Genomic DNA, 24,998 nt, shown 5'->3' with positions numbered 1-24,998 from the left:
CGAAAACGCCAGTTTCAACTTCACCCTTGTAGACCGTCCTGCCCACCCCCATATTGGGGCGACTGACGCGTGAAGGAATCCAAATTGAGCGAACTTCTCAACCGCCGCCTGGCTCTGCTCGGCGAGCGCGCTAACCTCTCTCTGCTTGAGCAGTGCCTTCACGGTATCGAACGTGAATGCCTGCGCGTGACCGGCGAAGGCCGCCTGGCCCAAACGCCGCACCCTGAAGCCCTGGGTTCCGCGCTGACCAACGAACAGATCACGACCGACTATTCCGAGTCGCTGCTGGAGTTCATCACGCCCGCCCTGCCAGACCCTGCCGATACTCTGGCGAGCCTGGACAAGATTCATCGCTTCGCCTACAGCAAGCTCGGCAACGAGTACCTGTGGAGTCCATCGATGCCGTGCCCGTTGCCGGCCGAGGAAGACATCCCGATCGCCTATTACGGCACCTCCAACATCGGTCAGCTCAAGTACGTCTACCGCAAGGGTCTGGCCCTGCGTTACGGCAAGACCATGCAGTGCATTGCCGGGATTCACTACAACTTCTCCCTGCCGGAAAAGCTCTGGCCGTTGCTGAAAGAAGCCGAAGGCTTCGTCGGCACCGACCGGGATTTCCAGTCGTCGTCCTATATCGCGCTGATTCGTAACTTCCGCCGCTACAGCTGGCTGCTGATGTACCTGTTCGGTGCTTCGCCGGCGCTGGACGCCGGTTTCCTGCGCGGTCGTGCGCACCAGCTGGAACAGCTGGATCCGGACACCCTGTACCTGCCCTACGCCACCAGCCTGCGCATGAGCGACCTCGGTTACCAGAGCAACGCCCAGGCCGGCCTGACCCCTTGCTACAACGACCTGGCGAGCTACACCGACAGCCTGCGCAAAGCGGTGGCTACGCCATACGCGCAGTACGTCGAAGTCGGCACGCACCAGGATGGCGAGTGGGTGCAACTGAACACCAACATTCTGCAGATCGAAAACGAGTACTACTCGAACATCCGCCCGAAACGCGTGACCTATACCGGCGAGCGGCCGATCCAGGCCTTGATGGCCCGTGGCATTCAGTACGTCGAAGTGCGCTGCCTGGACATCAACCCGTTCCTGCCGATGGGCATCGACCTCACCGAGTCGCGCTTCCTCGACGCGTTCCTGCTGTACTGCGCGCTGAACGAAAGCCCGCTGCTGACCAACAACTCCTGCGGCAACGCCACCTCCAACTTCCTCAGCGTGGTCAAGGAAGGTCGCCGTCCGGGCCTGCAACTACAGCGCGACGGCCAACCGGTCGAGCTGAAGGAATGGGCCGCCGAACTGCTGGAAAAAATCGCTCCGCTGGCGGCGCTGCTGGATCAAAGCCACGGCGGCGATGCCCACAGCAAGGCGCTCGATGCGCAACTGGCCAAGGTCAAGGATTCGTCCCTGACGCCTTCGGCCCAGGTGCTGGCAGCCATGGCCGCGCACAAGGAAAGCTTCGCGCAATTCTCCCTGCGCCAGAGCCAGGCCCATGCCGAGTTCTTCCGCAGCGAGCCGTTGGCGGCTGAGGAACAGGCGAAGTTTGAGGAACTGGCGCGCTCTTCGCTGGCGCAACAGGCTGAGCTGGAGCAGAACGAGGTGGGCGATTTCGATGTGTTTGTCGGGTCGTATCAGGCGAGCATTTTGGCGATCAGTAACTGATCGTTTGTCTTTGGATTGATCGTTCCCACGTCGAGGCATCGAACCGCCTGTGTGGTAACGCCTCACGCTGATGATCGTTCCCACGCTCTGCGTGGGAATGCCTCAAGGGACGCTCTGCGTCCCAGTGACGCGGAGCGTCACACACTGAATTCCCACGCAGAGCGTGGGAACTATCGCCTTCTCTCCCAACTATCACGTTCCCTCCCTTAGATTTTTCCGCTCATAAGCTCATTCTAAAAAGTTATTTATTTTTAGATTCTTAGATCATTTAGTCTCCTTTCACGCCGACGCTCGGTCGCCTGATATGGAGCTCTTCAATGAAACTGAATTTCCCGCTTCGCCTGCTGGCCGTGGCCTCTCTGGCTGCCGCGAGTTTCCTGGCTCAGGCCGCCGACCTCACCGTCGCCTACCAGACCACCGTTGACCCGGCGAAAGTCGCCCAGGCCGACGGTGCCTACGAGAAAGCCACCAAGGCCGACATCAACTGGCGCAAGTTCGATAACGGTGCCGACATCATCGCCGCCATCGCCTCCGGCGACGTGCAGATCGGCTACCTCGGTTCCAGCCCGCTGACCGCCGCAATCACCCGCAAAGTCCCGGTGGAAACCTTCCTCATCGCCACCCAGATCGGCGCCGCCGAAGCGCTGGTTGCCCGCGACGGCTCCGGCATCAAGACACCGCAGGATCTGGTCGGCAAGAAAATCGCCGTGCCGTTCGTGTCCACCGGTCACTACAGCCTGCTCGCCGCGCTGAAGCACTGGAACATCGACCCGTCGAAAGTCACCGTCCTCAACCTCGCCCCGCCAGCGATCATTGCTGCGTGGAAACGCGGTGACATCGACGCCACCTACGTTTGGGATCCGGCGCTGGGTGTGGCCAAGGAAAACGGCAAAGTGCTGATCACGTCTGGTGAACTTGCCAAGTTCGGCGCGCCGACCTTCGACGCCTGGATCGTGCGCAAGGACTTCGCCGAGAAGCACCCGGAAATCGTCACCGCGTTCGCCAAGGTCACCCTCGACGCCTACGCCGACTACCGCAAGGATCCGAAAGCCTGGCTGGCCAATCAGAGCAACGTCGACAAGCTGGTGAAACTCTCGGGCGCCAAGGCCAGCGACATCCCATTGCTGCTGCAAGGCAACGTCTACCCGCTGGCAGCGGATCAGGTCAGTGACCTCGGCGCGCCGACCACCAAAGCCATCACCGACACCGCTGCGTTCCTCAAGGAGCAAGGCAAGGTCGAAGCGGTACTGCCGGACTACGCGCCGTACGTCAGCGCCAAGTACATCACCAACTGATCGGGAGTTAATTGCGATGGCCTTGCTACAGCTGGAGCGCATCAGCGCACAGTACCCCGGCAGCCCGGAACCGGTACTGTCCGACATTTCCCTGACCCTCGGCCCTCAGCAATTGCTGGTGGCCCTCGGCCCGTCCGGCAGTGGCAAGACTTCGCTGTTGAACCTGATTGCCGGCTTCGTCGAACCGAGCGCCGGCCGTATCACCCTCGACAACGTGCCGGTCAAAGGCCCGAGCGCCGAGCGCGGCGTGGTGTTCCAGGACGACGCCCTGCTGCCTTGGCAGGACGTGCTGGCCAACGTTGCCTTCGGTCTCGAACTGGCCGGTGTGGCCAAGGACAAACGCGAACAGCGCGCGCGGGAAATGCTCGCGCTGGTCGACCTTTCCGGTTTTGAACATCGTCGGATCTGGCAGCTTTCCGGCGGCCAGAAGCAGCGTGTTGGCCTGGCCCGCGCCCTCGCAGCCGATCCGCGCGTATTGCTGATGGACGAGCCCTTCGGCGCCCTCGACGCCTTCACCCGGGAACAGATGCAGGAGCTGTTGCTGCAAGTCTGGCAACGCACCGCCAAACCGGTGTTCCTGATTACCCACGACATTGAAGAAGCGGTGTTCCTCGCCACTGACCTGATTCTGCTGGCGCCGAATCCGGGGCAGATCGTCGAGCGTCTGCACCTCGACTTCGGCCAGCGCTACGCCGCCGGCGAATCGGCGCGGGCGATCAAGTCCGATCCGCGCTTCATCGAAACCCGCGAACACGTGCTCGCCAAAGTGTTCTCGCAACGCAGCGCCGTTCAGCGGCAGGAGCGCGCATGAGCAGTTACGACGTTTCCGCCACCGCAGTAAAACCCGCCGCCACGACGGTGGTGATTCCCGTACGCCGCAGCCTCAGCACACGCTGGATCAGCCTGCTGACCCTGTTCGCGTTGCTGGTGATCTGGTGGGCCGTGACGGCCACCGGCCTGATCGAACCGTTGTTCCTGCCGCCACCGTCCGCCGTGCTGCAAAAAGGCTGGTTGCTGGCGACCACGGGCTACATGGATTCGACGTTGTGGCAGCACCTGGGCGCCAGTCTGAGCCGCATCGGCCTGGGCCTCGGTTTTGCGATTCTGACCGCCGTGCCGGTGGGCATTGCCATCGGCGCCAACCGCATCGCCCGTGGCGTGCTGGATCCGCTGATCGAGTTCTACCGGCCGATTCCGCCACTCGCCTATCTGCCGCTGATCGTGATCTGGTGCGGCATCGGCGAGTTGTCGAAAGTGCTGCTGATCTATCTGGCGATTTTCGCTCCGATCGCGATCGCCACCGCCACCGGCGTGCGCACCGTCGACCCGGCCAAATTGCGCGCCGCACAGTCGCTGGGCGCCACTCGCGCACAACTGATCCGCCACGTAATTTTGCCAAGCGCCCTGCCGGACATTCTGACCGGTGTGCGCATTGGTCTGGGTGTCGGCTGGTCGACGCTGGTCGCTGCCGAACTGATCGCGGCCACCAGCGGCCTGGGCTTCATGGTGCAGTCTGCTGCGCAGTTCCTGGTCACCGATGTGGTGGTGCTGGGGATTCTGGTCATCGCCCTGATCGCCTTCGCCATGGAAATGGGCCTGCGCGCCCTGCAACGCAAACTGGTGCCGTGGCACGGCCAGGCCCACTGATTTTTCAGCACTGACTACCCCGACAGTTTCGGGGCCCCGGAATTGAAGAGAACCACCATGAGCAGCCTGAACATCACCCCGTTAAGCTCGGCCCTCGGCGCACAGATCAGCGGCGTCGACATCAGCCAGCCGCTGAACCTGGAACAGCGCGACGCCATCGAGCAGGCACTGCTCAAATACCAGGTGCTGTTCTTCCGCAATCAGCCGATCGAGCCTTCGCAACAAGCGCGTTTCGCAGCCTACTTTGGCGATCTGCACATTCACCCGATCTACCCGAACGTGCCGGAACAGCCGGAAGTGCTGATCCTCGACACCGCTGTCACCGACGTGCGCGACAACGCGATCTGGCACACCGACGTGACCTTCTTGCCGACCCCGGCCATGGGCGCGGTGCTCAGCGCCAAGCTGTTGCCGGAATTCGGTGGCGACACATTGTGGGCCAGCGGGATTGCCGCGTATGAAGCGCTGTCGGCGCCGATGAAAGCGCTGCTCGAAGGGCTGACCGCGACTCACGATTTCACCCGCTCGTTTCCGCTGGAACGCTACGGCAACACGCCGGAAGCACTGGCGCAGTGGGAAGCGGCACGGCGCAAGAATCCACCGTTGTCGCACCCGGTGATTCGCACGCATCCGGTGAGCGGACGGCGTTCGCTGTTCGTCAGCGAAGGGTTCACGTCGAAGATCAATGAGCTGTCGGAGACCGAGAGCGAAGCGGTGTTGAAGTTCTTGTTCGCGCATGCGACGCGGCCGGAATTCACCATTCGCTGGCGCTGGCAGAAGGATGACATTGCATTCTGGGACAACCGTGTGACGCAGCATTACGCGGTGGATGACTACCGGCCGGCGCGGCGGGTGATGCAGCGGGCTACGGTGTTGGGGGATGTACCGTTTTTTCGTTGAGCCTTTACGTTGATCGTTCCCACGCTCTACGTGGGAACGATCATCAGTGTGTCGTTACTCAGCCGTAGAAGGCTTCTCCCAAAGATTGATCCCGCCCTCCTGGGCAAACCGGTCAATCTCCGCCAATTCCTCAGCACTGAAGCTCAGATTCTTCAACGCCCCGACGTTCTCGATAATCTGCTCCGGCCGACTCGCGCCGATCAGCGCCGAGGTCACTCGCGGATCCCGCAGCGTCCACGCCAACGCCAGTTGCGCCAGGCTCTGCCCACGACGTTTGGCGATTTCATTCAACGCCCGCACATGAGCAATGTTGGCCTCGGACAAGTGCGAAGACAGCAACGAACCACCGCCCGGACGATTGACCCGCGCATCCGCCGGCACGCCGTTGAGGTATTTGTCGGTCAGCAGACCTTGCGCCAGCGGAGTGAAGGCAATCACGCCGGTGCCGAGTTCGTCGGTGGTGTCGAGCAGATCCTTTTCCACCCAGCGGTTGAGCAGGTTGTACGCCGGCTGATGGATCAGCAGCGGCACTTTCCACTCTTTGAGCAACGCCGCGATTTCGCGGGTTTTCACCCCGGAGTACGAAGAGATGCCGATGTACAACGCCTTGCCCTGCTGCACCGCAGTGGCAAGGGCGCTCGCGGTTTCTTCCAGCGGGGTGTCCGGGTCGAAGCGGTGCGAATAGAAGATATCCACATAGTCCAGACCGAGGCGTTGCAGGCTCTGGTCGAGGCTGGCCAGCACGTATTTGCGCGAGCCGCCGCCCTGGCCGTAAGGGCCGGGCCACATGTCCCAGCCGGCCTTGCTGGAGATGATCAGTTCGTCGCGATACTGCTTGAAGTCTTCGCGCAGCAGACGGCCGAAGTTGATCTCGGCGCTGCCGTAGGGCGGGCCATAGTTGTTGGCCAGGTCGAAGTGGTTGATCCCCAGATCGAACGCCGTGCGCAGCAACGAGCGCTGGGTGTCGATCGGCGTGCTGTCGCCGAAGTTGTGCCACAGGCCAAGGGACAGCGCCGGCAGCACCAGACCGCTGCGTCCGACGCGGCGGTAAGGGATGGAGTTGTAGCGATTCTCGGCAGCGGTGTAAGTCATCGAATCCTCTCTTGTCGGTCTTGAATCGGGTGTCGATTGCTACGCAAATCTGTTGCCGGGCCGGGCAAGGCCAAGGTTCTGGCGCAAGGTCCGACCCTCGTATTCGGTTCTGAACAGCCCACGCCGTTGCAGTTCCGGGACCACGCCATTGGCGAAGTCTTCGAGCCCACCGGGCAGGTGCGGCACCAGCACGTTGAAGCCATCCGCCGCGCCCTGCTCGAACCATTCCTGCAAACGGTCGGCAATCTGCGCCGGTGTGCCGACGACGCTGTAATGCCCGCGACCGCCAGCGATTCTGCGACCCAGTTCGGCCAGGGTCAGATGCTCCCGGCCGGCCAGTTCGGTCAGCAGTTTCTGTCGGCTTTGCTGGCCGCTGTCAGTCAGCGGCAACTCCGGCAGCGGCCCGTCCAGCGGGTACTTCGACAGATCGAAGTTGCCCAGCATACGCCCAAGAAGGGCGACGCCAACCTCGGGTTCGACCAATTGCTGAAACGTTTCATATTTTTCCTGCGCTTCGGCTTCCGTCTGCCCGACCACGACAAACACGCCGGGCATGATTTTCAGCGAATCGGCGCTGCGTCCGTACTTCGGCAAGCGTCCCTTGAGGTCGGCGTAAAACGCCTGGGCGCTGGCCAGCGAGGTCTGCGCGGTGAACACCACTTCGGCCGTCTGCGCCGCCAGTTCACGCCCGGTTTCCGACGAGCCGGCCTGCACGATCACGGGCTGACCCTGTGGCGAACGCGCGACATTCAGCGGGCCTTTGACCTTGAAGTGCTCGCCGACGTGATTCAGCACGTGCAGTTTTTCCGGGTGGTAATACGCGCCGCTGGCCTTGTCGCGGATGAAGGCGTCGTCCTGCCAACTGTCCCAAAGCCCGGTCACCACCTGATGAAATTCCCGGGCGCGGCTGTAGCGTTCGGCGTGGCCGATGTGTTCGTCGCGGCCGAAATTCTGCGCTTCGGCGGCGTTGTCCGAGGTCACCAGGTTCCACCCCGCTCGTCCGCCCGACAGGTGATCGAGGGAGGCGAATTTACGCGCCACGTGGTACGGCTCGTTGTAGCTGGTGGTGGCGGTAGCGATCAGGCCGATGTGCTCGGTCACTGCGCTCAGGGCCGAGAGCAAGGTCAGCGGTTCGAAGTGATCCGAACGAGCCATGCGGCTGGCAATGTCCTGGGTTGGCGCGGCGACGCTGTCGGCGACGAACAAGGTGTCAAACTTCGCTGCCTCGGCAATCTGCGCCAGGCGTTTGTAATGGGCGAAATCCAGCCCGGCGTTGGCCGGCACATCCGGGTGACGCCACGCGGCGACGTGGTGCCCGGTGGCCATGAGGAACGCGCCGAGTTTCAGCTGTCTGCTCATCTCAGAAGTCCTTGCGCAGTTGCACGCCGAAGTAGCGCTCGTCGTCGCGAGGCACAGCGCGGTAGATGTAGTTGCCACCGCTGGCGAGCAATGGCGAATACGACTTGTCGGTGAGGTTCTTGCCGAGTAACGCCACGCGCCAGCCATTGGTGTAATCGGCCAGAGCCACGCTGGCATTCCAGAGACCGTAGGCGCCTTGCTTGGTGTCGGCGTTCTGGCTGATGTCGTACTGCACTTCGCTCTGCCAGCTGTAATCGGTGCCGAGTTCGATATCCAGGCCGTTATCCAGCGGGATCGTGTAGTCGGCCCGCACATAGCTTTTCCAGTCCGGGCTGAACGGCAACGGTTTGCCATTGACGTTGCACGACGCCGCCGCGCCCGCCGGGCAGGCGAACTCGTCGATGCGAGCACGGGTGTAGGCCAGCGCACCGGAGAACTTCAGTTGCTGAGTCGCCTGCAGGGCGAAATCAAGTTCCACGCCCTCGGTGCTCACGCTGCCGGCGTTGATCAGACGCGTTACGACTTGCCCGGCGACGGTGTCGAAAAAGTTCGCCTGGTAGTTGTCGTAGTCGCTGTGGAAAACCGCGAGGTTGGTGGTCAGGCGATTGTTCCAGCTTGAGGCTTTGATCCCCGCCTCCCAGGTGTTGGAAGTCTCCGGTTTCAGCGCTTCGGTATCGCGCGGCTGCATGTTGAAGAACACGTTGTAGGCCGGGCCTTTGTAGCCACGCGAGTAGGTCAGATAAGTGGTGACGGTATCGCTCAGGTCGTACTGCAAACCGAGGCGGCCGGACCAGCCATCCTCGTCCACCGAACCGGAGCTGCGGGTGGCTGGCTGAATGCCGCTGACGGTGGTGGCGGAGGTGGAGACGCGACGGTGATCGTATTCCAGATCGTCGTGGGTGTAGCGCAGGCCGGCGATGCCACGGAAGTCCGAGGTGAAGTTCAGCGTGCTTTCGCCGAACACCGCGTAGCTGTCGCTGGTGGTGCTGTAATCGGCGACGCCGCGGTCAGTTCGTGTGGTGGTGGTCAGGGTGCGTTGATAGGTCTCTTCATCCTTGCCGTGCATGTAGAACAGGCCGCCGACGTATTCGAGGAACTCGCCTTTCGGCGACGCCAGACGCAGCTCCTGCGAGTACTGGTCGAAGGCCAGGTCACCCTTGTCCGCCGTGCCGGGGAACGCAGTCGTCACCGTGCCGAGGCGGTCGCCGTCCTGATACTGGGTGTTGTCCCAACCAAGCCACGCGGTGATCGAGGTCAGGGTGTAATCGCCGAGTTGCCAGTCGAGTTGGCCGGACAGGCCTTTGTTGGTGTCTTCGACGTGGGTACGGGTGTCGGTGTTGATGTCGCGGTTGTGGCTGGTCGCGCCGACCGGGCTCAACGCATTGGCGAAGGCCGGGGTCAGAGCCTTGGTCACTACGCCGTTGGGGCCGTCATCGTGGGACTGCATGTAGTCGGCGATCAGGGTGAAAGTGATGTCGTCGTTCGGAGTGAATTCCAGTTTGCCGCGCACGCCGCGATGGTTGTAACCGTTGACCTCCTGACCGTTGTGCTTGTTGTCGACGTTACCGTCGTAACTGCCGAACAAGGTGCTGATCGAGCCCTTGAGCGTGTCCGGAATCAGGCTGCCGCCGATGCCGAAACGGGTACGGCTTTCGTTACCGCTGTAGTACGACTGATCAATGTAGCCATGGGTCTCGGCGGTCGGCGCCTTGCTGGTGATGTTCAGCACGCCGGCCGAGGCGTTCTTGCCGAACAGCGTGCCTTGCGGGCCGCGCAGGACTTCGACGCGCTCCAGGTCCAACAGATCGAGAGTGGACTGGCCGGGACGGGCGTAGACCACGCCATCGATTACCGTGGCCACGGTCGGCTCGACGCCCGGCGAGGTGGAAATCGTCCCCACGCCACGCACGAACAACGAGGTGTCCTTGTTCGATGCGCCAGTGCGGAAATTCAGCGACGGCACTTGCTGGACGATGCTCGCCACGCTGTTGCGGTTATCGCGTTCCAGCTGCTCGCCGTCGATCACCGACACCGCCACCGGGACCTTTTGCAGCGACTCTTCGCGGCGGGTAGCGGTGACCGTGACGGACTTGAGTGTCGGCTCCTGATCGGTGCTGTCGGCGGCGAACGCGGCGGGCAGCGGCAGCGCGGCCAGCCCGGTGAGTAGCCAGCCCGCAGCGCGGATCGATTGCGCCAGTTTGTGTGTCGCCCCAGGAATGTTGTGCATATTTGCCCGCTCGAAAAGTTGCCCTGAACCGCTGCCGTTCTGCGACGACAGCGCCTGTCTCGGTGTCTTGGGCATTCGCTCGAGCGAGTAGCAGACAACGCGCTTTGTTAGCGCTAACATCGCCAGTATTGGCAAGCCGGACATAGACCGTCCAATACTGAAAAATTACTTTTATATGCGTTTTGGTTTTTAAGAAGGATCGAGCCTTGAGCGAAGAAAAGCCCCGCAAACGCCGTGGCGCCGGTCGCGTGACCCTCAACGCGGTGGCGCGCCAGGCTGGTGTTTCGGCGATCACGGTATCGCGCTACTTCAACCAGCCGGAACAGGTCTCGCCCGAACGTCGCGAACGGATCGCGGCCGTGGTCGCCGAACTGGGTTACGTACCGAATCTGGTGGCCGGCGGGCTCGCCTCGGCGCGGGGGAAAATCGTCGGCATGGTGATCCCGAACATCTCCGGGCCGATCTTCGCCAACACCATTCAGGGTTTCAGCGACACCCTCAGCCGCCACGGTTATCAGCTGCTTCTGGCCTCGAGTTACTTCAGCACCGAGCAGGAAGAAAACGCCGTGCGGGCGTTCCTCGGCTGGTCGCCGGCGGCGCTGGTGGTCACCAGTCATTTCCATAGCGCGGGCACGGAAAAGATGCTCGCCGAAGCGGATATCCCGGTGATCGAAACCTGGGATTACCAACCGGATCGCGAGCCGATGCAGATCGGCTTTTCGCACTTCGAAGTGGGTGTCAGCGCCGCTCGTTATCTGCACGGCAAAGGCTATCGACGCATCGCGTTCGTGCAGAACAGCGCACCCGGCGACTTCAGCGCACTGGAACGCCGTGACGGCTATGCGGCGACCGTGCGTGAGCTAGGACTTGAGCCCTGGGTATTCGCACCCGACGCCGATCGCGCCCCGTTCGAGGCCGGCAAGCAAGCGATGCAAGCGCTGATGAATGCCTCACCGCGCCCGGACGCCATCATCTTCGCCAACGACAACCTCGCCGCCGGCGGCCTGCTCGCCGGGCAACGCGCCGGCCTAAAAATCCCAGAAGACTGCGCCGTCCTCGGCTTCGGCGACTACCCGTTCGCCGAGATGCTGCTGCCAAGCCTGAGCACCATCAAACCGCCCGCGCTGGAGATCGGCGTACTGGCGGCAACGCGGGTGCTGGAAAGCCTTGGCGTGTTGCCGAGCGAGGAGGTGCAGCGGTTGAATCTGCTGCAATGCCAAGTCATCGAGCGAGAAAGCACCTGACAAATGTGGCGTGGGCGGGTTTGGCTATGCTCTAAATGAAACCGAGGTGGCGCCTTCGCGGGCAAGCCCGCTCCCACAGGTTCTGTGTTGCGTACAGAATCTGTGGAGGACGCAGAACACTTGTGGGAGCGGCGGTGCGACTTGCCCGCGAAGGCGCCCGACCAAACACCGACTATGCCGCAGGCCTCCCCATGCACACCGCAATCATCATCTTCTTCGGCCTGATCCTGCTGGCGCTGATGTTCTACATCGGCGAGCGCATCGGCTTCAGTCGGCAGACGCTGGCCTACGGCTTCGCGGCGTTGTGGCTGGCGTTGACGGTGATCAATGGTGCGGTCGGCGTGGTCCACGCCGGGCAGCCGTTGGGTTCGGAGATTGCGATCGGCAGCGCCGTGTATGGCGTGCCGCTGGCGGCGATGGTGTTGTTCATGGTGCTGAGCGCCGAGACCTGAATCGTCCCGGCGCCCTGCCCCGATCAACGCACCAGATGCAGGAACTGCATGTGCCGTTCGTACTGGTCGAGGATGTCGTTGATGATCTGCTCTTTCGTATAGCCGACCAGGTCGTAGTCCTGACTGCCCTCGCTCAGATGCACTTCGGCGCGGTAGTAGCGGCGATTGTTGAGCTGCTTGGAGCCCATGCCGCCACGGGCAAACGACGGCGTGAAATAGCCGCGCATCTGCACCTGATAAATGAACGGGTGCTGCTCGCCGTGACCGATTTCCAGACTGACGCTGTCGTGCGCCGGATCCGGTTGGGTGACCACGTTCAGGCCTTTCTCGGCAAACACGGCCGTCACTTCTTCGATGGCCGGTTTCACCGTGGTGTCCATGAAGCGGTACACCTCGTCGCGCGACGGGAAGTGCACGGCCTGGCTCAGACGCTGGCGCCATCCGCCCTTGCCACGCCGTGAGCCGGACACCGGCGCCAGCGAATGCAGTTGCGCGATCTGCTTCTGCGACTCCAGGTAGAACGCCTTGTGCAGCCCCCACATCATCAGCAGCAGAATCAGCGAGAACGGCAACGAGGTCAGCACCACCGCCGACTTCAGCGCATCGATGCTGCCGGAGAACAGCAGCGCACTGGTCACCAGCGCGGTCATCGCACCCCAGAACACCCGCAGCCATTTCGGACCGTCTTCATCCGGGTTGCCGCCCTTGGCCGACAGGGTCGAGAGCACTACGGTGCCGGAGTCGGCGGAGGTGACGAAGAACACGAAGCTGATGAACACCGTTACCGCGATGACGGTTTTGCTCCACGGGTAGGTTTCCAGCAGCAGGTAAAGGGTCATCGACGGGTTGTCGAGGGCCGACATACCCAGCGCCGACATACCGTGATTGAGCACCTGGTCGATGGCGCTGTTGCCGAAGATCGACATCCACGCCAGGGTGAACCCGAGCGGAATCAGCAGCACGCCGAAGACGAATTCGCGGATGGTCCGGCCACGAGAAATCCGTGCGATGAACAGGCCCACGAACGGCGACCACGCGATCCACCAGGCCCAGTAGAACACCGTCCAGCCGCCGAGCCAGTCGCTCGGCTTGTCGTAGGCGTAGAGGTCGAAACTCTTCATCGGCAACGCGCCGAGGTAGTCGCCCAGATTCTGGATCAGGGTGTTGAGCAAATGCTGGGTAGGGCCGGCGAACAACACGAACAGCAGCAGCGCACAGGCCAGCAGCATGTTGATGTCGGACATGACCCGCACGCCTTTATCCACACCCGAGACGGCGACGATGATCGCCGCGCCCATCATCAGCGTGATCAGGCCGACCTGAATCCACTGGGTGTGGGCGATGCCGAACAGGTAGTCCAGACCCGAGTTGAGATGGAGCACGCCGAAGCCCATGTCCGCACCGAGGCCGAACACCGTGGCGATGATGCCGAAGCCGTCCACCGCGTAGCCGATGGGGCCGTTGATGCGCTTGCCGATCAGCGGGTACAGCGCCGAACGCAGGGCCAGCGGCAGGTTATGCCGATAGGCGAAATACGCCAGCGCCATGCCGACGAAGGCGAACACGCCCCAGCCGTGCAGGCCCCAGTGCAGAAACAGAATCTGCATCGCCTGACGCGCCGCCTCCGCGGTGCCGGCCTCGCCTTGGGGCGGCTGGAGCATGTGGGTCAGCGGCTCGGACACACAGAAGAAAAACAGCGTGATGCTGATCCCGGCGGCGAACAGCATGCCGGCCCAGGACAGGTAACTGAATTCGGGTTCGTCGTGGTCGGCACCGAGCTTGATCTTGCCGTAGCCCGATAACGCGGTGACCACCACGAAGACCAGATACAGGGTCATCGCGAGCATGTAGTACCAGCCGACCGTGTTGGCCGCCCAGTTTTGCGCTTCGAGAAGCCAGGCGCCGGCCTGTTCCGGCATGGCGATGACCGTCAGGCCGAACAGCAGGATCACCGTCGCGGCGAACCAGAACACCGGCGGATTCATGCGCACCAGACCGCTGGCGGGGGTGGACGATGCACTCATGAACGGTGCACCTCAAGGGGTTGGAAAATGGCTGAAATGATCGGACTCAGCAAAGGCAAGCCTCCTGTTGTGAGCGGGCAGCGAACCGCCGGTTTAACTTGAATGAACGTTCAAGTTAAACATGGATAGTACGCTCAGGACTAATCGCAGGGCTCAGCGGTACCTTTCGTACGCTAGCTCAAGAGGGGGTATGACGCTGTGGCGAGGACGATCGTTCCCGCGTTGCGCGGGAACGATCAGACAGAAAAATTACTTCTGCGTCCCGTCATCATGCTGCAGGTTGGCCTGAGTCAGGTTGCACCCGGCCGGCACGCTGCGGGTCAGCCACACGTTGCCGCCGATGGTCGAGCCTTTGCCGATGGTGATCCGCCCGAGAATCGTCGCCCCGGCGTAGATCACCACGTCGTCCTCGACGATCGGATGGCGTGGATGGCCCTTCTGCAACTGGCCGTCCTCGTCCGCCGGGAAGCGTTTGGCGCCGAGGGTCACCGCCTGATAAATCCTGACGCGCTCGCCGATGATCGCGGTCTCGCCGATCACCACGCCGGTCCCGTGGTCGATGAAGAAACTGCGGCCGATCTGCGCGCCCGGGTGAATATCGATGCCGGTCGCCGAGTGGGCGATTTCCGAGCTGATCCGCGCCAGCAGCGGCAGGCCCGCGCGATACAAATGGTGGGCCAGACGATGGTGAATCACCGCCAGAATCCCCGGATAGCACAGCAGCACTTCATCCACGCTGCGCGCCGCCGGATCGCCGTGGTAGGCGGCCAGCACATCGGTGTCGAGCAGGCTGCGCAAGCCCGGCAACGCGAGGGCGAAATCCTGGATGATCCTGATCGCCTGCGCCTCGACTTCGGTATCGGCCTGGGCGCTGTGACGGGCGACGTAACGCAGTTCGAGTCGTGCCTGAGCCAGCAATGCATTCAGCGCGACGTCGAGGGTATGGCCGACGTAGAAATCCTCGCTTTCCTCACGCAGATCCACCGGGCCCAGCCGCATCGGAAACAGTGCGCCGCACAGGGCTTCAAGGATTTGCGCCATCGCATCACGGGACGGCAACTCGCGTCCGCCCTGCTCGCCGGAAGCACGGCCATTTTGTGCCCGCCACTGATCCCGCGCGGTACGCAGCTGGCTGACTATGGTCTGCAATTGCCAATGGCTGGAACGCTCGCTCACGGTAAAGACTCCTCACGGGCGGCCGGACTGTCTGGCCGCGTCAACGGCGACTACTTTACGGCAACCCCACGGGCGCGAATTAAGAACCGATAGTGCTGGGCTAAGCACATTTGGCTATAAGCGATTGGCGGTTGCCCCGGTAAATCGGCGTGCCTATAGTCCTGACATCTCCTTGCATCAGTACGGAACCATGTCCACACAACCGATCAAACAACAGCTGGATCGCTTTAACCGCCTCGACCTGCTCGGCCAACCGACCCCACTGGAAAAACTCGAGCGCCTGTCCACCTGGCTCGGCCGCGATGTCTACATCAAGCGCGATGACCTGACGCCGCTGGCCATGGGCGGCAACAAGCTGCGCAAGCTCGAATACCTCGCCGCCGATGCCCTCGCCCAAGGCGCGGACATGCTGATCACCGCCGGCGCACTGCAATCGAACCACGTTCGCCAGACCGCCGCGCTGGCCGCGAAACTGGGTCTGGGCTGCGTGGCCCTGCTGGAGAACCCGCTGGGCACCGACGACAGCAACTACACCGGCAACGGCAACCGCCTGCTGCTGGACCTGTTCGACACCAAGGTCGAGCTGGTCGACAACCTCGACAACGCCGACGAACAACTGGCCGCCCTCGCCGTGCGCCTGCGCAGCAACGGCAAGAAGCCGTATCTGGTACCGATCGGTGGCTCCAACGCCCTCGGTGCGCTGGGTTACGTGCGCGCCGGTCTGGAGCTGGCTGAGCAGATCAAGGACACCGGCCTGCAATTCTCCGCCGTGGTTCTGGCCTCGGGCAGCGCCGGCACTCACAGCGGTCTGGCGCTGGCCTTGAGCGAAGCCCTGCCGCAACTGCCGGTAATCGGCGTGACCGTCTCGCGCAGCGAAGAAGATCAGCGTCCGAAAGTCCAGGGCCTGGCCGAACGCACCGCCGACCTGCTGGGTGTGGTGCTGCCGGACAGCTTCAAGGTCGAGTTGTGGGACGAATACTTCGGCCCGCGCTACGGCGAGCCGAACGCCGGAACCCTGGCGGCGGTGAAGCTGCTGGCGAGTCAGGACGCCGTGCTGCTCGATCCGGTATACACCGGCAAGGCCATGGCCGGGATGCTCGACGGCATCGGTCGCGGGCGTTTCGACGACGGCCCGATCATCTTCCTGCACACCGGCGGCGCCCCGGCGTTGTTCGCGTACAAGGACTTTCTCTGATGCACTCGTTCCCACGCTCTGCGTGGGAATGCAGCCCGGGACGCTCCGCGTCCCTTGCCGCCGTTGAAGCGATCCCACGCAGCGTGTGGGATCAACCGAAATACGAAAAACACATATTCCACACAAGAATAACAAATGGAAAATTCATTATTTTCCATTCTAAAAGAACCGTCATATAGTCTCGCCGCAGGCGAATTTCGCGAGAGACGCATAAGCTGCTTTAAGGCAGGATAGCGCTGTCGTCCAATTCCCGGATTCGCCAACTTTCCTTAAGCGTCTTCCATAAGAAAACACAGGGGCTTGTCATGATTCTTTCCGCACTACGTCGAAATCTGCTGGTAGGTTCGCTGGGCCTGGCACTGAGCGCCGGTCTGCTGGGGCAGGCGGTTGCCGGTGAGCAACTGCAACAGATCAAGGACAAAGGCGTTATCAACGTCGGCCTGGAAGGCACTTACCCACCGTTCAGCTTCGTCGATGCCGACGGCAAGCTGTCGGGTTTCGAAGTCGAGCTGTCCGAAGCCCTGGCCAAGAAGCTGGGCGTGAAGGCCAAGATTCAGCCGACCAAATGGGACGGCATCCTCGCAGCCCTCGAATCCAAGCGTCTGGACGTCGTGGTTAACCAAGTGACCATCTCCGAAGAGCGCAAGAAGAAGTATGACTTCTCCGAGCCGTACACCGTTTCCGGGATTCAGGCGCTGGTGCTGAAAGACAAGGCCGCCGCGCTGAACATCAAATCCGCCGCTGACCTGTCCGGCAAGAAAGTCGGCGTGGGTCTGGGCACCAACTACGAACAATGGGTCCGCGCCAACGTGCCGGGTGCCGACGTTCGCACCTACGACGATGATCCGACCAAGTTCGCCGACCTGAACAACGGCCGTACCGACGCGATCCTGATCGACCGTCTGGCGGCACTGGAATACGCCAAGAAAGCGCCGAAAACCGTCGCTGCCGGTGAAGCCTTCTCGCGTCAGGAAGCCGGTGTTGCCCTGCGCAAAGGCGAGCCTGAACTGCTGGCCGCCGTGAACAAGGCCCTCGACGAACTGCGTGCCGACGGCACTCTTGAGAAGCTGTCCACGAAATACTTCAACGCTGACGTCACCAAATAATGGAAGAAGCTTTCCAACTCGCTCTGGACTCCGCGCCCTTCCTGTTGAAGGGCGCGTACTACACGGTAATCCTCAGCCTCGGCGGCATGTTCTTCGGCCTGCTGCTGGGCTTTGGCCTGGCGTTGATGCGCCTGTCGCGTTTCAAGTCGGTCAGCTGGCTGGCCCGCATCTACGTGTCGTTCTTTCGCGGCACGCCGTTGCTGGTGCAACTGTTCGTGATCTATTACGGCTTGCCGCAATTGGGCATGGAACTCGACCCGCTGCCGGCGGCACTGATCGGCTTCTCGCTGAACATGGCCGCCTACGCCTGTGAAATCCTGCGGTCCGCGATCGGTTCGATCGAACGCGGCCAGTGGGAAGCCGCTGCGAGCATCGGCATGACCCGCGCACAGACCCTGCGCCGGGCCATCCTGCCGCAGGCGATGCGCACGGCCTTGCCGCCGCTGGGCAACAGCTTCATTTCGCTGGTCAAGGACACCGCACTGGCCGCCACCATTCAGGTGCCGGAGCTGTTCCGTCAGGCACAGCTGATTACCGCCCGGACTTTCGAAGTCTTCACCATGTATCTTGCCGCCGCGCTGATCTACTGGATTCTGGCCACGGTGCTGTCGCACTTCCAGAACAAGTTGGAAGAGCGGGTCAATCGGCACGACCAGGAGTCCTGACCCCATGATTGTCGTGGAAAAACTGACAAAGCAGTTCAAGGGTCAAGTCGTGCTCAACGGCATTGATCTGGAGGTGAAGGAAGGCGAGGTCGTGGCAATCATCGGCCCCAGTGGCTCGGGCAAGACCACGTTCCTGCGTTGCCTGAACTTCCTCGAGCAACCCACCAGCGGCCGGATCAAGGTCGGCGATATCGAAATCGATACCAGCCGCCCGCTGAACCAGCAGCAGAGCCTGGTGCGCAACCTGCGCCAGCACGTGGGCTTCGTGTTCCAGAACTTCAACCTGTTCCCGCACCGCACCGCTCTGGAAAACGTCATCGAAGGCCCGATCGTGGTCAAGAAGACGCCCCGCGATGCAGCCATTGCCCTGGGCAAGAAGCTGCTGGCCAAGGTCGGCCTGGCGGGCAAGGAAGACGCCTACCCACGGCGCCTGTCCGGTGGCCAGCAACAGCGCGTGGCGATTGCCCGGGCGCTGGCGATGGAGCCGGAAGTGATCCTGTTCGACGAGCCGACCTCGGCCCTCGATCCGGAACTGGTAGGTGAAGTGCTGGCGACCATCCGCGGCCTCGCCGAGGAGAAACGCACCATGGTGATCGTCACCCACGAAATGGCGTTCGCCCGTGACGTGGCCAACCGCGTGGTGTTTTTCGACAAGGGCGTGATCGTCGAACAAGGTGAAGCGAAAGCGTTGTTTGCCAATCCGAAAGAAGAACGCACTCGACAGTTCCTCAGCAAGTTCAGAAACAACGGCTGATCCGTTAACTTTCCCGAATACAAACTTCCATGGATGGAAGTTTCGCTTACACCCTCCCCAATAAAAAAATTTAATCCAGCGACTGCATTACATATATATGTCCTGCAACAGTCTCGCCGCGATTAAAGTTCGCCCCCTGCAAATTTCCAGCTGTACAAACCGACCGACGACAGAACAATAAAATCCGGCAAAAGCTGTGGCCCGATTCGCTATGCAGAATAGGTAGAGTGCCTTATCCGCGTAGGAAGCTTCTGATAAATCCGTAATTCTTCAATTAACTAATCCTCTCCGTTGACACGCCATTCAGCGAACTTTTATCTAGTCACTCATCGCGCCCCCATAACATTACCTAGACCCAATAACGAATGGCCGAACGACCCTGTTTTTATTACCGGGCAATTCACGCCATTTGAACTTTCAGAAACGGATTTCGCTGCAAGGCTTCAAGGAGAGGACTTCATGACCCGCACTTCGCACATCCCCGAACTGGCCGCGCCGAGCCTGGCGCCATTCCAAAACAACGGCATCAACCTTGCGGCAGCGGCCCATCTGCTGGTCGATGTGCCCCCTTATCCGGACATGGACACCGGCGATCTGATCGAACTGTTTTGGGACAACTGCTACGTCGCCTCTCACGTGCTGACAGCACAGGACGTCGCCGCCCCGGTCAGCCTGCGAGTGCCAGAAAGCTTCATCGCCAGCGGATCGTCACGCATCCACTATCGGGTCATGCGGGTGGGTCACGGGCCATCGCTGTCGGCAGCCGCGCGGGTCACGGTCAAGCTCGACTGCCCCGGTGGGCAGCCTCCAGCGCTGTGTGGCGACGAAAACCAGCAACTCGCCCCCGTGACCCTGCCCGACACCATTCGCCGTCAGGGAGTCAACGCGAACCAGATCAGACGCGGCGTCCCGCTGACCATCGAGCCCTATCTGAACATGGCCGAAGGCGACGCCATCACCCTGCGCTGGGGCGATGTACGGATGGACCTGGCGCGCATCACCCCGGCCGATATCGGCAAGCCGATTCAGGTCTGGGTGCCGCCGGCGATCATCACCGAGGCCGGCGAGGACCTGCGGCTGGACGTGACCTACTGCATCCTCGACCGGGTCGGCAACAACTCGCGCTGGGCACCGCCGCGAACGCTGAAGATCGGTTGCGTGAATCCCTACCTCAAGGTGCCGCTCAAGGAAACGCTGAAGGCAGCAGAGCCGCGAAAAAAATGAGCATCGACGGTCGGCGAGGGACGAATTCCCTCGCCACCGCACGCTTAACCAGACCGACCACGACCCCTTCTATACATATTCCTAAAAGTTAGTTTATTTAAATTTTATACACGCTTAGGGTATATGAACCGGACCACCGGACATTCTTTCGTTCGCCGCACTTTTGCGGCGTTTTTCATGAGATGTGAGGTAGGTAGCATGGTCCGGAACACAATCACCCCAGTGCAGATCGCCAGGGCATTGCGTGCAGCCAAGGAGCGGCACTGATGTCCAGTCTGGCAGACGCAAACGTTCAGAGTGACCTGGACATCGCCCCGTTGTTGTTGCCCGCACAAGTGCTGCGCAACGACGCTCAAGCCATCAAGGCCGCCCATGAGCTGGCGCAAGTCGCCCGCGTGCAGGCCGCCAAACGTGACCGTCAGCGCAAGCTGCCGTGGTCGGAAATCGAACAGTTCACCCGCAGCGGCCTCGGCAGCATCGCGATTCCGCGCGAGTACGGCGGGCCGCAGGTTTCCTTCGTCACCCTGGCCGAGGTGTTCGCGATCATTTCCGCGGCCGACCCGGCACTGGGGCAGATCCCGCAGAACCAGTTCGGCATCATCAACCTGATCCTCGGCAGCGCCACCGAACAGCAGAAAAAACTGCTGTTGCAGAGCGTTCTGGAAGGCTGGCGCATCGGTAACGCCGGGCCTGAACGCGGTACCAAGGACACCCTGGAATTGAAAGCGCGCATCACCGCCGACGGCGATGACTACGTGATCAACGGCCAGAAGTTCTATTCCACCGGCGCCCTGTTCGCCCACTGGGTCGCGGTCAAGGCGCTCAACGATGACGGCAAACAAGTCCTGGCTTTCGTCCGTCGCGGCACGCCGGGATTGCGCATCGTCGATGACTGGTCGGGTTTCGGCCAGCGTACAACCGCCAGCGGCACGATCCTGTTGAACAACGTGCGAGTCGATGCCGGGCTCGTGGTGGACAACTGGAAGATCAACGAAAAGCCCAACACCCAAGGCGCAGTGTCGCAGCTGATTCAAGCGGCGATCGACGCAGGCATCGCCCGTGGCGCCATCGATGACGCCATCGAATTCGTCAAGACCCGCGCCCGGCCGTGGGTCGACGCCAACGTCGAACGCGCCAGCGACGATCTCTACGTGATCGCCGACATCGGCAAACTGAAAATCGAACTGCACGCTGCCGAAGCACTGCTGCGCAAGGCCGGGCAAGTGCTGGATCAGGTGCATGCCGCACCGCTGACCGCCGAGTCCGCCGCCCGCGCATCGATTGCCGTGGCCGAAGCCAAGGTGCTGACCACCGAGATCTCGCTGCTGGCCAGCGAAAAGCTCTTCGAACTGGCCGGCAGCCGCGCCACCCTCGCCGAATTCAATCTCGACCGTCACTGGCGCAACGCCCGGGTGCACACCCTGCACGACCCGGTGCGCTGGAAGTACCACGCGGTCGGCGCCTATCGCCTCAATGGCAAGTTGCCGGCTCGCCATTCCTGGATCTGACGACCAGAACACTTTTGACCAGATCTCTGGAGAAACACATGACCTTTTCCCATCCCGTCGCGCTCATCACCAGCGACGAGCAAGCCCTGATCGTCGCCAGCGACCTGGCCGAAGACTTCCAGCGCGACAGCAACCTGCGCGATCGCGAACGCCGCCTGCCGCTGCCGGAACTCGACGTGTTTTCCCGCTCCGGCCTGTGGGGTATCAGCGTGCCCAAAGAATACGGCGGCGCCGGCGTGTCCAACGTGACCCTGGCCAAAGTCATCGCCCTGATCGCCCGGGCCGATGGCTCGCTGGGGCAGATTCCGCAGAACCATTTCTATGCCCTCGAAGTGCTTCGGGTGAACGGCAGCCACGAGCAGAAAAAACGTTTGTACGCCGAAGTTCTCGCCGGCCAGCGCTTCGGCAATGCCCTGGCAGAACTGGGCACCAAGACCGCCCATGACCGTGTCACCAGCCTCAAACGCGACGGCAACGGTTTTCGCATCAACGGTCGCAAGTTCTATGCGACCGGTGCGATCTATGCCCAACGGATTCCAACGTCGGTAGTCGATGAAAACGGAGTGCAGCAACTGGCGTTCGTCCCGCGCGACAGCAAAGGCCTGACCGTGATCGACGACTGGAGCGGCTTCGGCCAGCGCACCACCGGCAGCGGCTCGGTGGTGTTCGAAGACGTGTACGTCGCCGCCGAAGATGTCATCCCTTTCCAGAGCGCCTTCGAACGCCCGACCCCGGTCGGCCCGCTGGCGCAGATCCTTCACGCCGCCATCGACACCGGCATCGCCCGCGCCGCTTACGAAGATGCGCTGCACTTCGTGCGCAGCAAGACCCGGCCATGGATCGATTCGGGTAACGACAAGGCCACCGAAGACCCGCTGACCCTCAAGAGTTTCGGCCACTTGAGCATTCGCCTGCATGCCACCGAAGCCTTGCTCGAACGCGCCGGCGAATTTCTCGACGCCGCTCAGGCCGAGACCAACGCCGATACCGTTGCAGCAGCCTCGATTGCCGTCGCCGAAGCACGGGCGATTAGCACCGAAATCTCCTTGGCCGCCGGCAGCACCCTGTTCGAACTCGCCGGCAGCCAGGCCACCCTGATCGAGCACGGCCTCGACCGTCACTGGCGCAACGCCCGGGTGCACACCCTGCACGACCCGGTGCGCTGGAAGTATCACGCGGTGGGCAATTACTACCTCAACGATGAAAACCCTCCGCTACGAGGGACCATCTGATGAGCAAGAAAAAGATCCTGCTCAATGCGTTCAACATGAACTGCATCGGCCACATCAACCACGGGTTGTGGACCCATCCCCGCGACACCTCGACCCAGTACAAGACCATCGAGTACTGGACCGAACTGGCGCAACTGCTGGAGCGCGGGCTGTTCGACGGGCTGTTCATCGCCGACATCGTCGGCGTGTACGACGTCTATCAGAACTCGGTGGACGTCACGCTGAAAGAGTCGATCCAGCTGCCGGTCAACGATCCGCTGCTGCTGGTATCGGCGATGTCCGCAGTGACCAAAAATCTGGGTTTCGGCCTGACCGCCAACCTCACCTACGAGCCGCCGTATCTGTTCGCCCGACGCATGTCGACCCTCGATCATCTGAGCCGTGGGCGGGTGGGCTGGAACATCGTCACCGGTTACCTGGACAGCGCCGCCAAGGCCATGGGCCTGAGTGAACAGGTCGAGCACGACCGGCGTTACGACCAGGCCGACGAATACCTCGAAGTGCTCTACAAACTCTGGGAAGGCAGCTGGGAAAACGGCGCGGTGCTCAACGATCCACAGCAGCGGATCTACGCGCAGCCGGACAAGGTGCACAAGGTCGAACACAAGGGCGAGTTCTATCAGGTCGAGGGTTATCACCTGTGCGAACCGTCACCGCAGCGCACGCCGGTGCTGTTCCAGGCCGGCAGTTCGGATCGCGGTCTGCTGTTCGCCGGGCGGCATGCCGAGTGCGTGTTCATCAGCGGCCAGAACAAGCCGTCGACCAAGGTGCAGGTGGACAAGGTCCGCGCCAGCGCCGTCGAAGCGGGTCGCAATCCCGAGGACATCAAGGTGTTCATGGGCCTGAACGTGATCGTCGGCGAGACCGAAGACGCGGCCTGGGCCAAGCACGCCGAATACCTGAGCTACGCCAGCGCCGAAGCGGGCGTGGCGCATTTTTCGGCGTCCACCGGGATCGATTTTTCCCAGTACGAAATCGACGAACCGATCCAGTACGTCAAGAGCAACGCGATCCAGTCCGCCACCAAGAACCTGCAGAACAACGACTGGACCCGGCGCAAGTTGCTCGACCAGCACGCTCTGGGCGGGCGCTACATCACCGTGGTCGGCTCGCCGCAGCAAGTGGCGGATGAACTGGAATCGTGGATCGCCGAAACCGGCCTCGACGGCTTCAACCTGACCCGCATCGTCACCCCGGAAAGCTATGTGGATTTCATCGATCTGGTGATTCCGGAACTGCAACGACGCGGCTCGTACAAGACCGCGTACGACACCGGCAGCCTGCGGGAAAAACTGTTTCACGGCGAAGCGCACCTGCCGCAGCAACACACCGGCGCCCACTACCGACACTAACCCCGGCACTGATCATTCCCACGCTCTGCGTGGGAATCAGGCTAATTTCACTGACTGGAAAACCACCATGACCAAGAAGCTCCTGTCCCACCCAGTCAAAGCACTGGCCCTGGCCTTCGGCCTGTTCAGCTCGGCGGTGTTCGCCGCCGATGCCCCGTTGAAAATCGGCACCACCGCCGCGTTCGCGATTCCGCTGGAAGCGGCCGTCGAGGAAGCCTCCAAACAAGGCCTGAAAGTCGAGCTGGTGGAGTTCACCGACTGGATCGCGCCGAACGTCAGTCTCGCCGCCGGCGACATCGACGTGAACTACTTCCAGCACATCCCGTTCCTGGAAAACGCCAAGGCCGCCTCCGGTTTCGACCTGGTGCCATTCGCCCCGGGGATCATCAACAACGTCGGCCTGTACTCGAAGAAATACAAAAGCTTCGACGAGCTGCCTGAGGGCGCCAGCGTCGCCATCGCCAACGACCCGATCAACAGCGGACGCGGCCTGCAACTGCTGGCCAAGGCCGGTCTGATCACCCTCAAACCGGGCGTCGGCTACAAGGCCACCGAAGACGATATCGTCGCCAATCCGAAGAAGATCAAGATCCTGCAAGTCGAAGCCGTGCAACTGGTGCGCGCCTACGATGACGCCGATCTGGTCCAGGGCTACCCGGCCTACATCCGTCTGGCGAAGACGTTCGATGCGGGCTCCGCGCTGCTGTTCGACGGCCTCGACCACAAGGAATACGTGATTCAGTTCGTGATCCAGCCGAAGAGCAAAACCGACCCGCGCCTGATCAAGTTCGTCGACATCTACCAGCATTCGCCGGCCGTTCGCGCCGCACTGGATAAGGCCCACGGCAAGCTGTACCAGGCCGGTTGGGAAAGCTGAG

General features: G+C 62.0%; 21 protein-coding genes. 16 read left to right on the top strand and 5 right to left on the bottom strand.

The genetic code is table 11. The features are described from left to right. Positions 1-84 precede the first annotated feature (84 nt). From gshA to tauD, 5 genes are all read left to right on the top strand, one after another. Complete coding sequence (gene gshA / locus AC0R79_RS02340; protein ID WP_474733024.1) at positions 85-1,668, top strand: glutamate--cysteine ligase; 1,584 nt, start codon at positions 85-87, stop codon at positions 1,666-1,668. A gap of 317 nt (positions 1,669-1,985) precedes the next feature. Further along, positions 1,986-2,963 carry a taurine ABC transporter substrate-binding protein gene (tauA, locus tag AC0R79_RS02335; protein ID WP_007952702.1) on the top strand — a complete coding sequence of 326 codons (978 nt, stop codon included), beginning with the start codon at positions 1,986-1,988 and terminating at the stop codon, positions 2,961-2,963. A gap of 16 nt (positions 2,964-2,979) precedes the next feature. Next, positions 2,980-3,774, top strand: coding sequence for a taurine ABC transporter ATP-binding subunit (tauB, locus tag AC0R79_RS02330; protein WP_011331959.1), 795 nt, complete (start codon positions 2,980-2,982; stop codon positions 3,772-3,774). Then, positions 3,771-4,610, top strand: coding sequence for a taurine ABC transporter permease TauC (tauC, locus tag AC0R79_RS02325; RefSeq protein ID WP_127796612.1), 840 nt, complete (start codon positions 3,771-3,773; stop codon positions 4,608-4,610). Before tauB ends, tauC begins: the two co-directional genes overlap by 4 nt. A 57-nt stretch (positions 4,611-4,667) precedes the next feature. Further along, positions 4,668-5,510, top strand: a complete 843-nt coding sequence (gene tauD / locus AC0R79_RS02320) for a taurine dioxygenase (RefSeq protein ID WP_127796611.1) — start codon at positions 4,668-4,670, stop codon at positions 5,508-5,510. Positions 5,511-5,564: 54 nt separating this feature from the next. On the opposite strand, the gene mgrA is transcribed toward tauD, so the two are convergent. From mgrA to AC0R79_RS02305, 3 genes are read right to left on the bottom strand one after another with little or no spacing between them, the layout of a single operon-like run. Continuing rightward, on the bottom strand, positions 5,565-6,602 hold the full coding sequence (mgrA, locus tag AC0R79_RS02315; protein ID WP_127796610.1) for an L-glyceraldehyde 3-phosphate reductase: 1,038 nt from the start codon (positions 6,600-6,602) through the stop codon (positions 5,565-5,567). 39 nt (positions 6,603-6,641) lie between these two features. After that, positions 6,642-7,961: an LLM class flavin-dependent oxidoreductase gene (locus tag AC0R79_RS02310; RefSeq protein WP_459795488.1), complete on the bottom strand. Its 1,320-nt coding sequence runs from the start codon at positions 7,959-7,961 to the stop codon at positions 6,642-6,644. A gap of 1 nt (position 7,962) precedes the next feature. Beyond that, entirely contained in the window at positions 7,963-10,188 is a 2,226-nt protein-coding gene (locus AC0R79_RS02305) for a TonB-dependent receptor (protein ID WP_474733019.1), read from the bottom strand. Positions 10,189-10,394: 206 nt separating this feature from the next. On the opposite strand from AC0R79_RS02305, the gene AC0R79_RS02300 reads away from it, so the two are divergent. Both AC0R79_RS02300 and AC0R79_RS02295 read left to right on the top strand, forming a co-directional pair. Next, positions 10,395-11,432 carry a LacI family DNA-binding transcriptional regulator gene (locus AC0R79_RS02300; protein ID WP_375744881.1) on the top strand — a complete coding sequence of 346 codons (1,038 nt, stop codon included), beginning with the start codon at positions 10,395-10,397 and terminating at the stop codon, positions 11,430-11,432. Positions 11,433-11,623: 191 nt separating this feature from the next. Then, a complete protein-coding gene (locus AC0R79_RS02295; protein ID WP_007952727.1) occupies positions 11,624-11,884 on the top strand; it encodes a hypothetical protein in 261 nt (86 codons plus the stop codon). A 23-nt stretch (positions 11,885-11,907) separates the two neighbouring features. On the opposite strand, the gene betT is transcribed toward AC0R79_RS02295, so the two are convergent. Further along, positions 11,908-13,869, bottom strand: a complete 1,962-nt coding sequence (betT, locus tag AC0R79_RS02290) for a choline transporter BetT (protein WP_162831787.1) — start codon at positions 13,867-13,869, stop codon at positions 11,908-11,910. A 288-nt stretch (positions 13,870-14,157) separates the two neighbouring features. Continuing rightward, positions 14,158-15,084: a serine O-acetyltransferase EpsC gene (gene epsC, locus AC0R79_RS02285; protein ID WP_007952730.1), complete on the bottom strand. Its 927-nt coding sequence runs from the start codon at positions 15,082-15,084 to the stop codon at positions 14,158-14,160. 190 nt (positions 15,085-15,274) lie between these two features. Here epsC and AC0R79_RS02280 point away from each other — a divergent pair, with 190 nt between their 5' ends. The 9 genes from AC0R79_RS02280 (at position 15,275) to AC0R79_RS02240 (ending at position 24,997) form a co-directional block, all read left to right on the top strand. Beyond that, a complete protein-coding gene (locus tag AC0R79_RS02280; RefSeq protein WP_474733017.1) occupies positions 15,275-16,279 on the top strand; it encodes a D-cysteine desulfhydrase in 1,005 nt (334 codons plus the stop codon). Positions 16,280-16,584: 305 nt separating this feature from the next. Beyond that, entirely contained in the window at positions 16,585-17,385 is an 801-nt protein-coding gene (tcyJ, locus tag AC0R79_RS02275) for a cystine ABC transporter substrate-binding protein (protein ID WP_230734714.1), read from the top strand. Beyond that, a complete protein-coding gene (gene tcyL / locus AC0R79_RS02270; protein ID WP_007952735.1) occupies positions 17,385-18,050 on the top strand; it encodes a cystine ABC transporter permease in 666 nt (221 codons plus the stop codon). Before tcyJ ends, tcyL begins: the two co-directional genes overlap by 1 nt. Before the next feature lie 4 nt (positions 18,051-18,054). After that, positions 18,055-18,804 carry an L-cystine ABC transporter ATP-binding protein TcyN gene (gene tcyN, locus AC0R79_RS02265; protein WP_007952738.1) on the top strand — a complete coding sequence of 250 codons (750 nt, stop codon included), beginning with the start codon at positions 18,055-18,057 and terminating at the stop codon, positions 18,802-18,804. 459 nt (positions 18,805-19,263) lie between these two features. Beyond that, positions 19,264-20,028 carry a hypothetical protein gene (locus AC0R79_RS02260; RefSeq protein ID WP_474733014.1) on the top strand — a complete coding sequence of 255 codons (765 nt, stop codon included), beginning with the start codon at positions 19,264-19,266 and terminating at the stop codon, positions 20,026-20,028. 266 nt (positions 20,029-20,294) lie between these two features. Next, positions 20,295-21,536 carry an SfnB family sulfur acquisition oxidoreductase gene (locus AC0R79_RS02255; RefSeq protein ID WP_085608600.1) on the top strand — a complete coding sequence of 414 codons (1,242 nt, stop codon included), beginning with the start codon at positions 20,295-20,297 and terminating at the stop codon, positions 21,534-21,536. A 38-nt stretch (positions 21,537-21,574) separates the two neighbouring features. Beyond that, positions 21,575-22,768 carry an SfnB family sulfur acquisition oxidoreductase gene (locus AC0R79_RS02250; RefSeq protein WP_127796602.1) on the top strand — a complete coding sequence of 398 codons (1,194 nt, stop codon included), beginning with the start codon at positions 21,575-21,577 and terminating at the stop codon, positions 22,766-22,768. Next, entirely contained in the window at positions 22,768-24,120 is a 1,353-nt protein-coding gene (locus AC0R79_RS02245; protein WP_375744873.1) for an LLM class flavin-dependent oxidoreductase, read from the top strand. Before AC0R79_RS02250 ends, AC0R79_RS02245 begins: the two co-directional genes overlap by 1 nt. Positions 24,121-24,187: 67 nt before the next feature. After that, complete coding sequence (locus AC0R79_RS02240; RefSeq protein ID WP_007952748.1) at positions 24,188-24,997, top strand: MetQ/NlpA family ABC transporter substrate-binding protein; 810 nt, start codon at positions 24,188-24,190, stop codon at positions 24,995-24,997. Position 24,998: the final 1 nt, after the last annotated feature.

The sequence above is a fragment of the Pseudomonas sp. HD57-3 genome (genome assembly GCF_056113135.1).
This window is presented reverse-complemented; position numbering and strand designations above follow the sequence as displayed.

Excerpts from the sequence above, each read along its gene's own strand:
- tauD (WP_127796611.1), top strand. The coding sequence starts at position 4,668 with ATGAGCAGCCTGAACATCACCCCGTTAAGCTCGGCCCTCGGCGCACAG.
- tcyN (WP_007952738.1), top strand. The coding sequence starts at position 18,055 with ATGATTGTCGTGGAAAAACTGACAAAGCAGTTCAAGGGTCAAGTCGTG.
- AC0R79_RS02310 (WP_459795488.1), bottom strand. The coding sequence starts at position 7,961 with ATGAGCAGACAGCTGAAACTCGGCGCGTTCCTCATGGCCACCGGGCAC.
- AC0R79_RS02305 (WP_474733019.1), bottom strand. The coding sequence starts at position 10,188 with ATGCACAACATTCCTGGGGCGACACACAAACTGGCGCAATCGATCCGC.
- tcyL (WP_007952735.1), top strand. The coding sequence starts at position 17,385 with ATGGAAGAAGCTTTCCAACTCGCTCTGGACTCCGCGCCCTTCCTGTTG.
- AC0R79_RS02255 (WP_085608600.1), top strand. The coding sequence starts at position 20,295 with ATGTCCAGTCTGGCAGACGCAAACGTTCAGAGTGACCTGGACATCGCC.
- AC0R79_RS02280 (WP_474733017.1), top strand. The coding sequence starts at position 15,275 with ATGTCCACACAACCGATCAAACAACAGCTGGATCGCTTTAACCGCCTC.
- tauA (WP_007952702.1), top strand. The coding sequence starts at position 1,986 with ATGAAACTGAATTTCCCGCTTCGCCTGCTGGCCGTGGCCTCTCTGGCT.
- AC0R79_RS02240 (WP_007952748.1), top strand. The coding sequence starts at position 24,188 with ATGACCAAGAAGCTCCTGTCCCACCCAGTCAAAGCACTGGCCCTGGCC.
- AC0R79_RS02295 (WP_007952727.1), top strand. The coding sequence starts at position 11,624 with ATGCACACCGCAATCATCATCTTCTTCGGCCTGATCCTGCTGGCGCTG.
- tauB (WP_011331959.1), top strand. The coding sequence starts at position 2,980 with ATGGCCTTGCTACAGCTGGAGCGCATCAGCGCACAGTACCCCGGCAGC.
- AC0R79_RS02250 (WP_127796602.1), top strand. The coding sequence starts at position 21,575 with ATGACCTTTTCCCATCCCGTCGCGCTCATCACCAGCGACGAGCAAGCC.
- tcyJ (WP_230734714.1), top strand. The coding sequence starts at position 16,585 with ATGATTCTTTCCGCACTACGTCGAAATCTGCTGGTAGGTTCGCTGGGC.
- AC0R79_RS02260 (WP_474733014.1), top strand. The coding sequence starts at position 19,264 with ATGACCCGCACTTCGCACATCCCCGAACTGGCCGCGCCGAGCCTGGCG.
- mgrA (WP_127796610.1), bottom strand. The coding sequence starts at position 6,602 with ATGACTTACACCGCTGCCGAGAATCGCTACAACTCCATCCCTTACCGC.
- AC0R79_RS02245 (WP_375744873.1), top strand. The coding sequence starts at position 22,768 with ATGAGCAAGAAAAAGATCCTGCTCAATGCGTTCAACATGAACTGCATC.
- betT (WP_162831787.1), bottom strand. The coding sequence starts at position 13,869 with ATGAATCCGCCGGTGTTCTGGTTCGCCGCGACGGTGATCCTGCTGTTC.
- tauC (WP_127796612.1), top strand. The coding sequence starts at position 3,771 with ATGAGCAGTTACGACGTTTCCGCCACCGCAGTAAAACCCGCCGCCACG.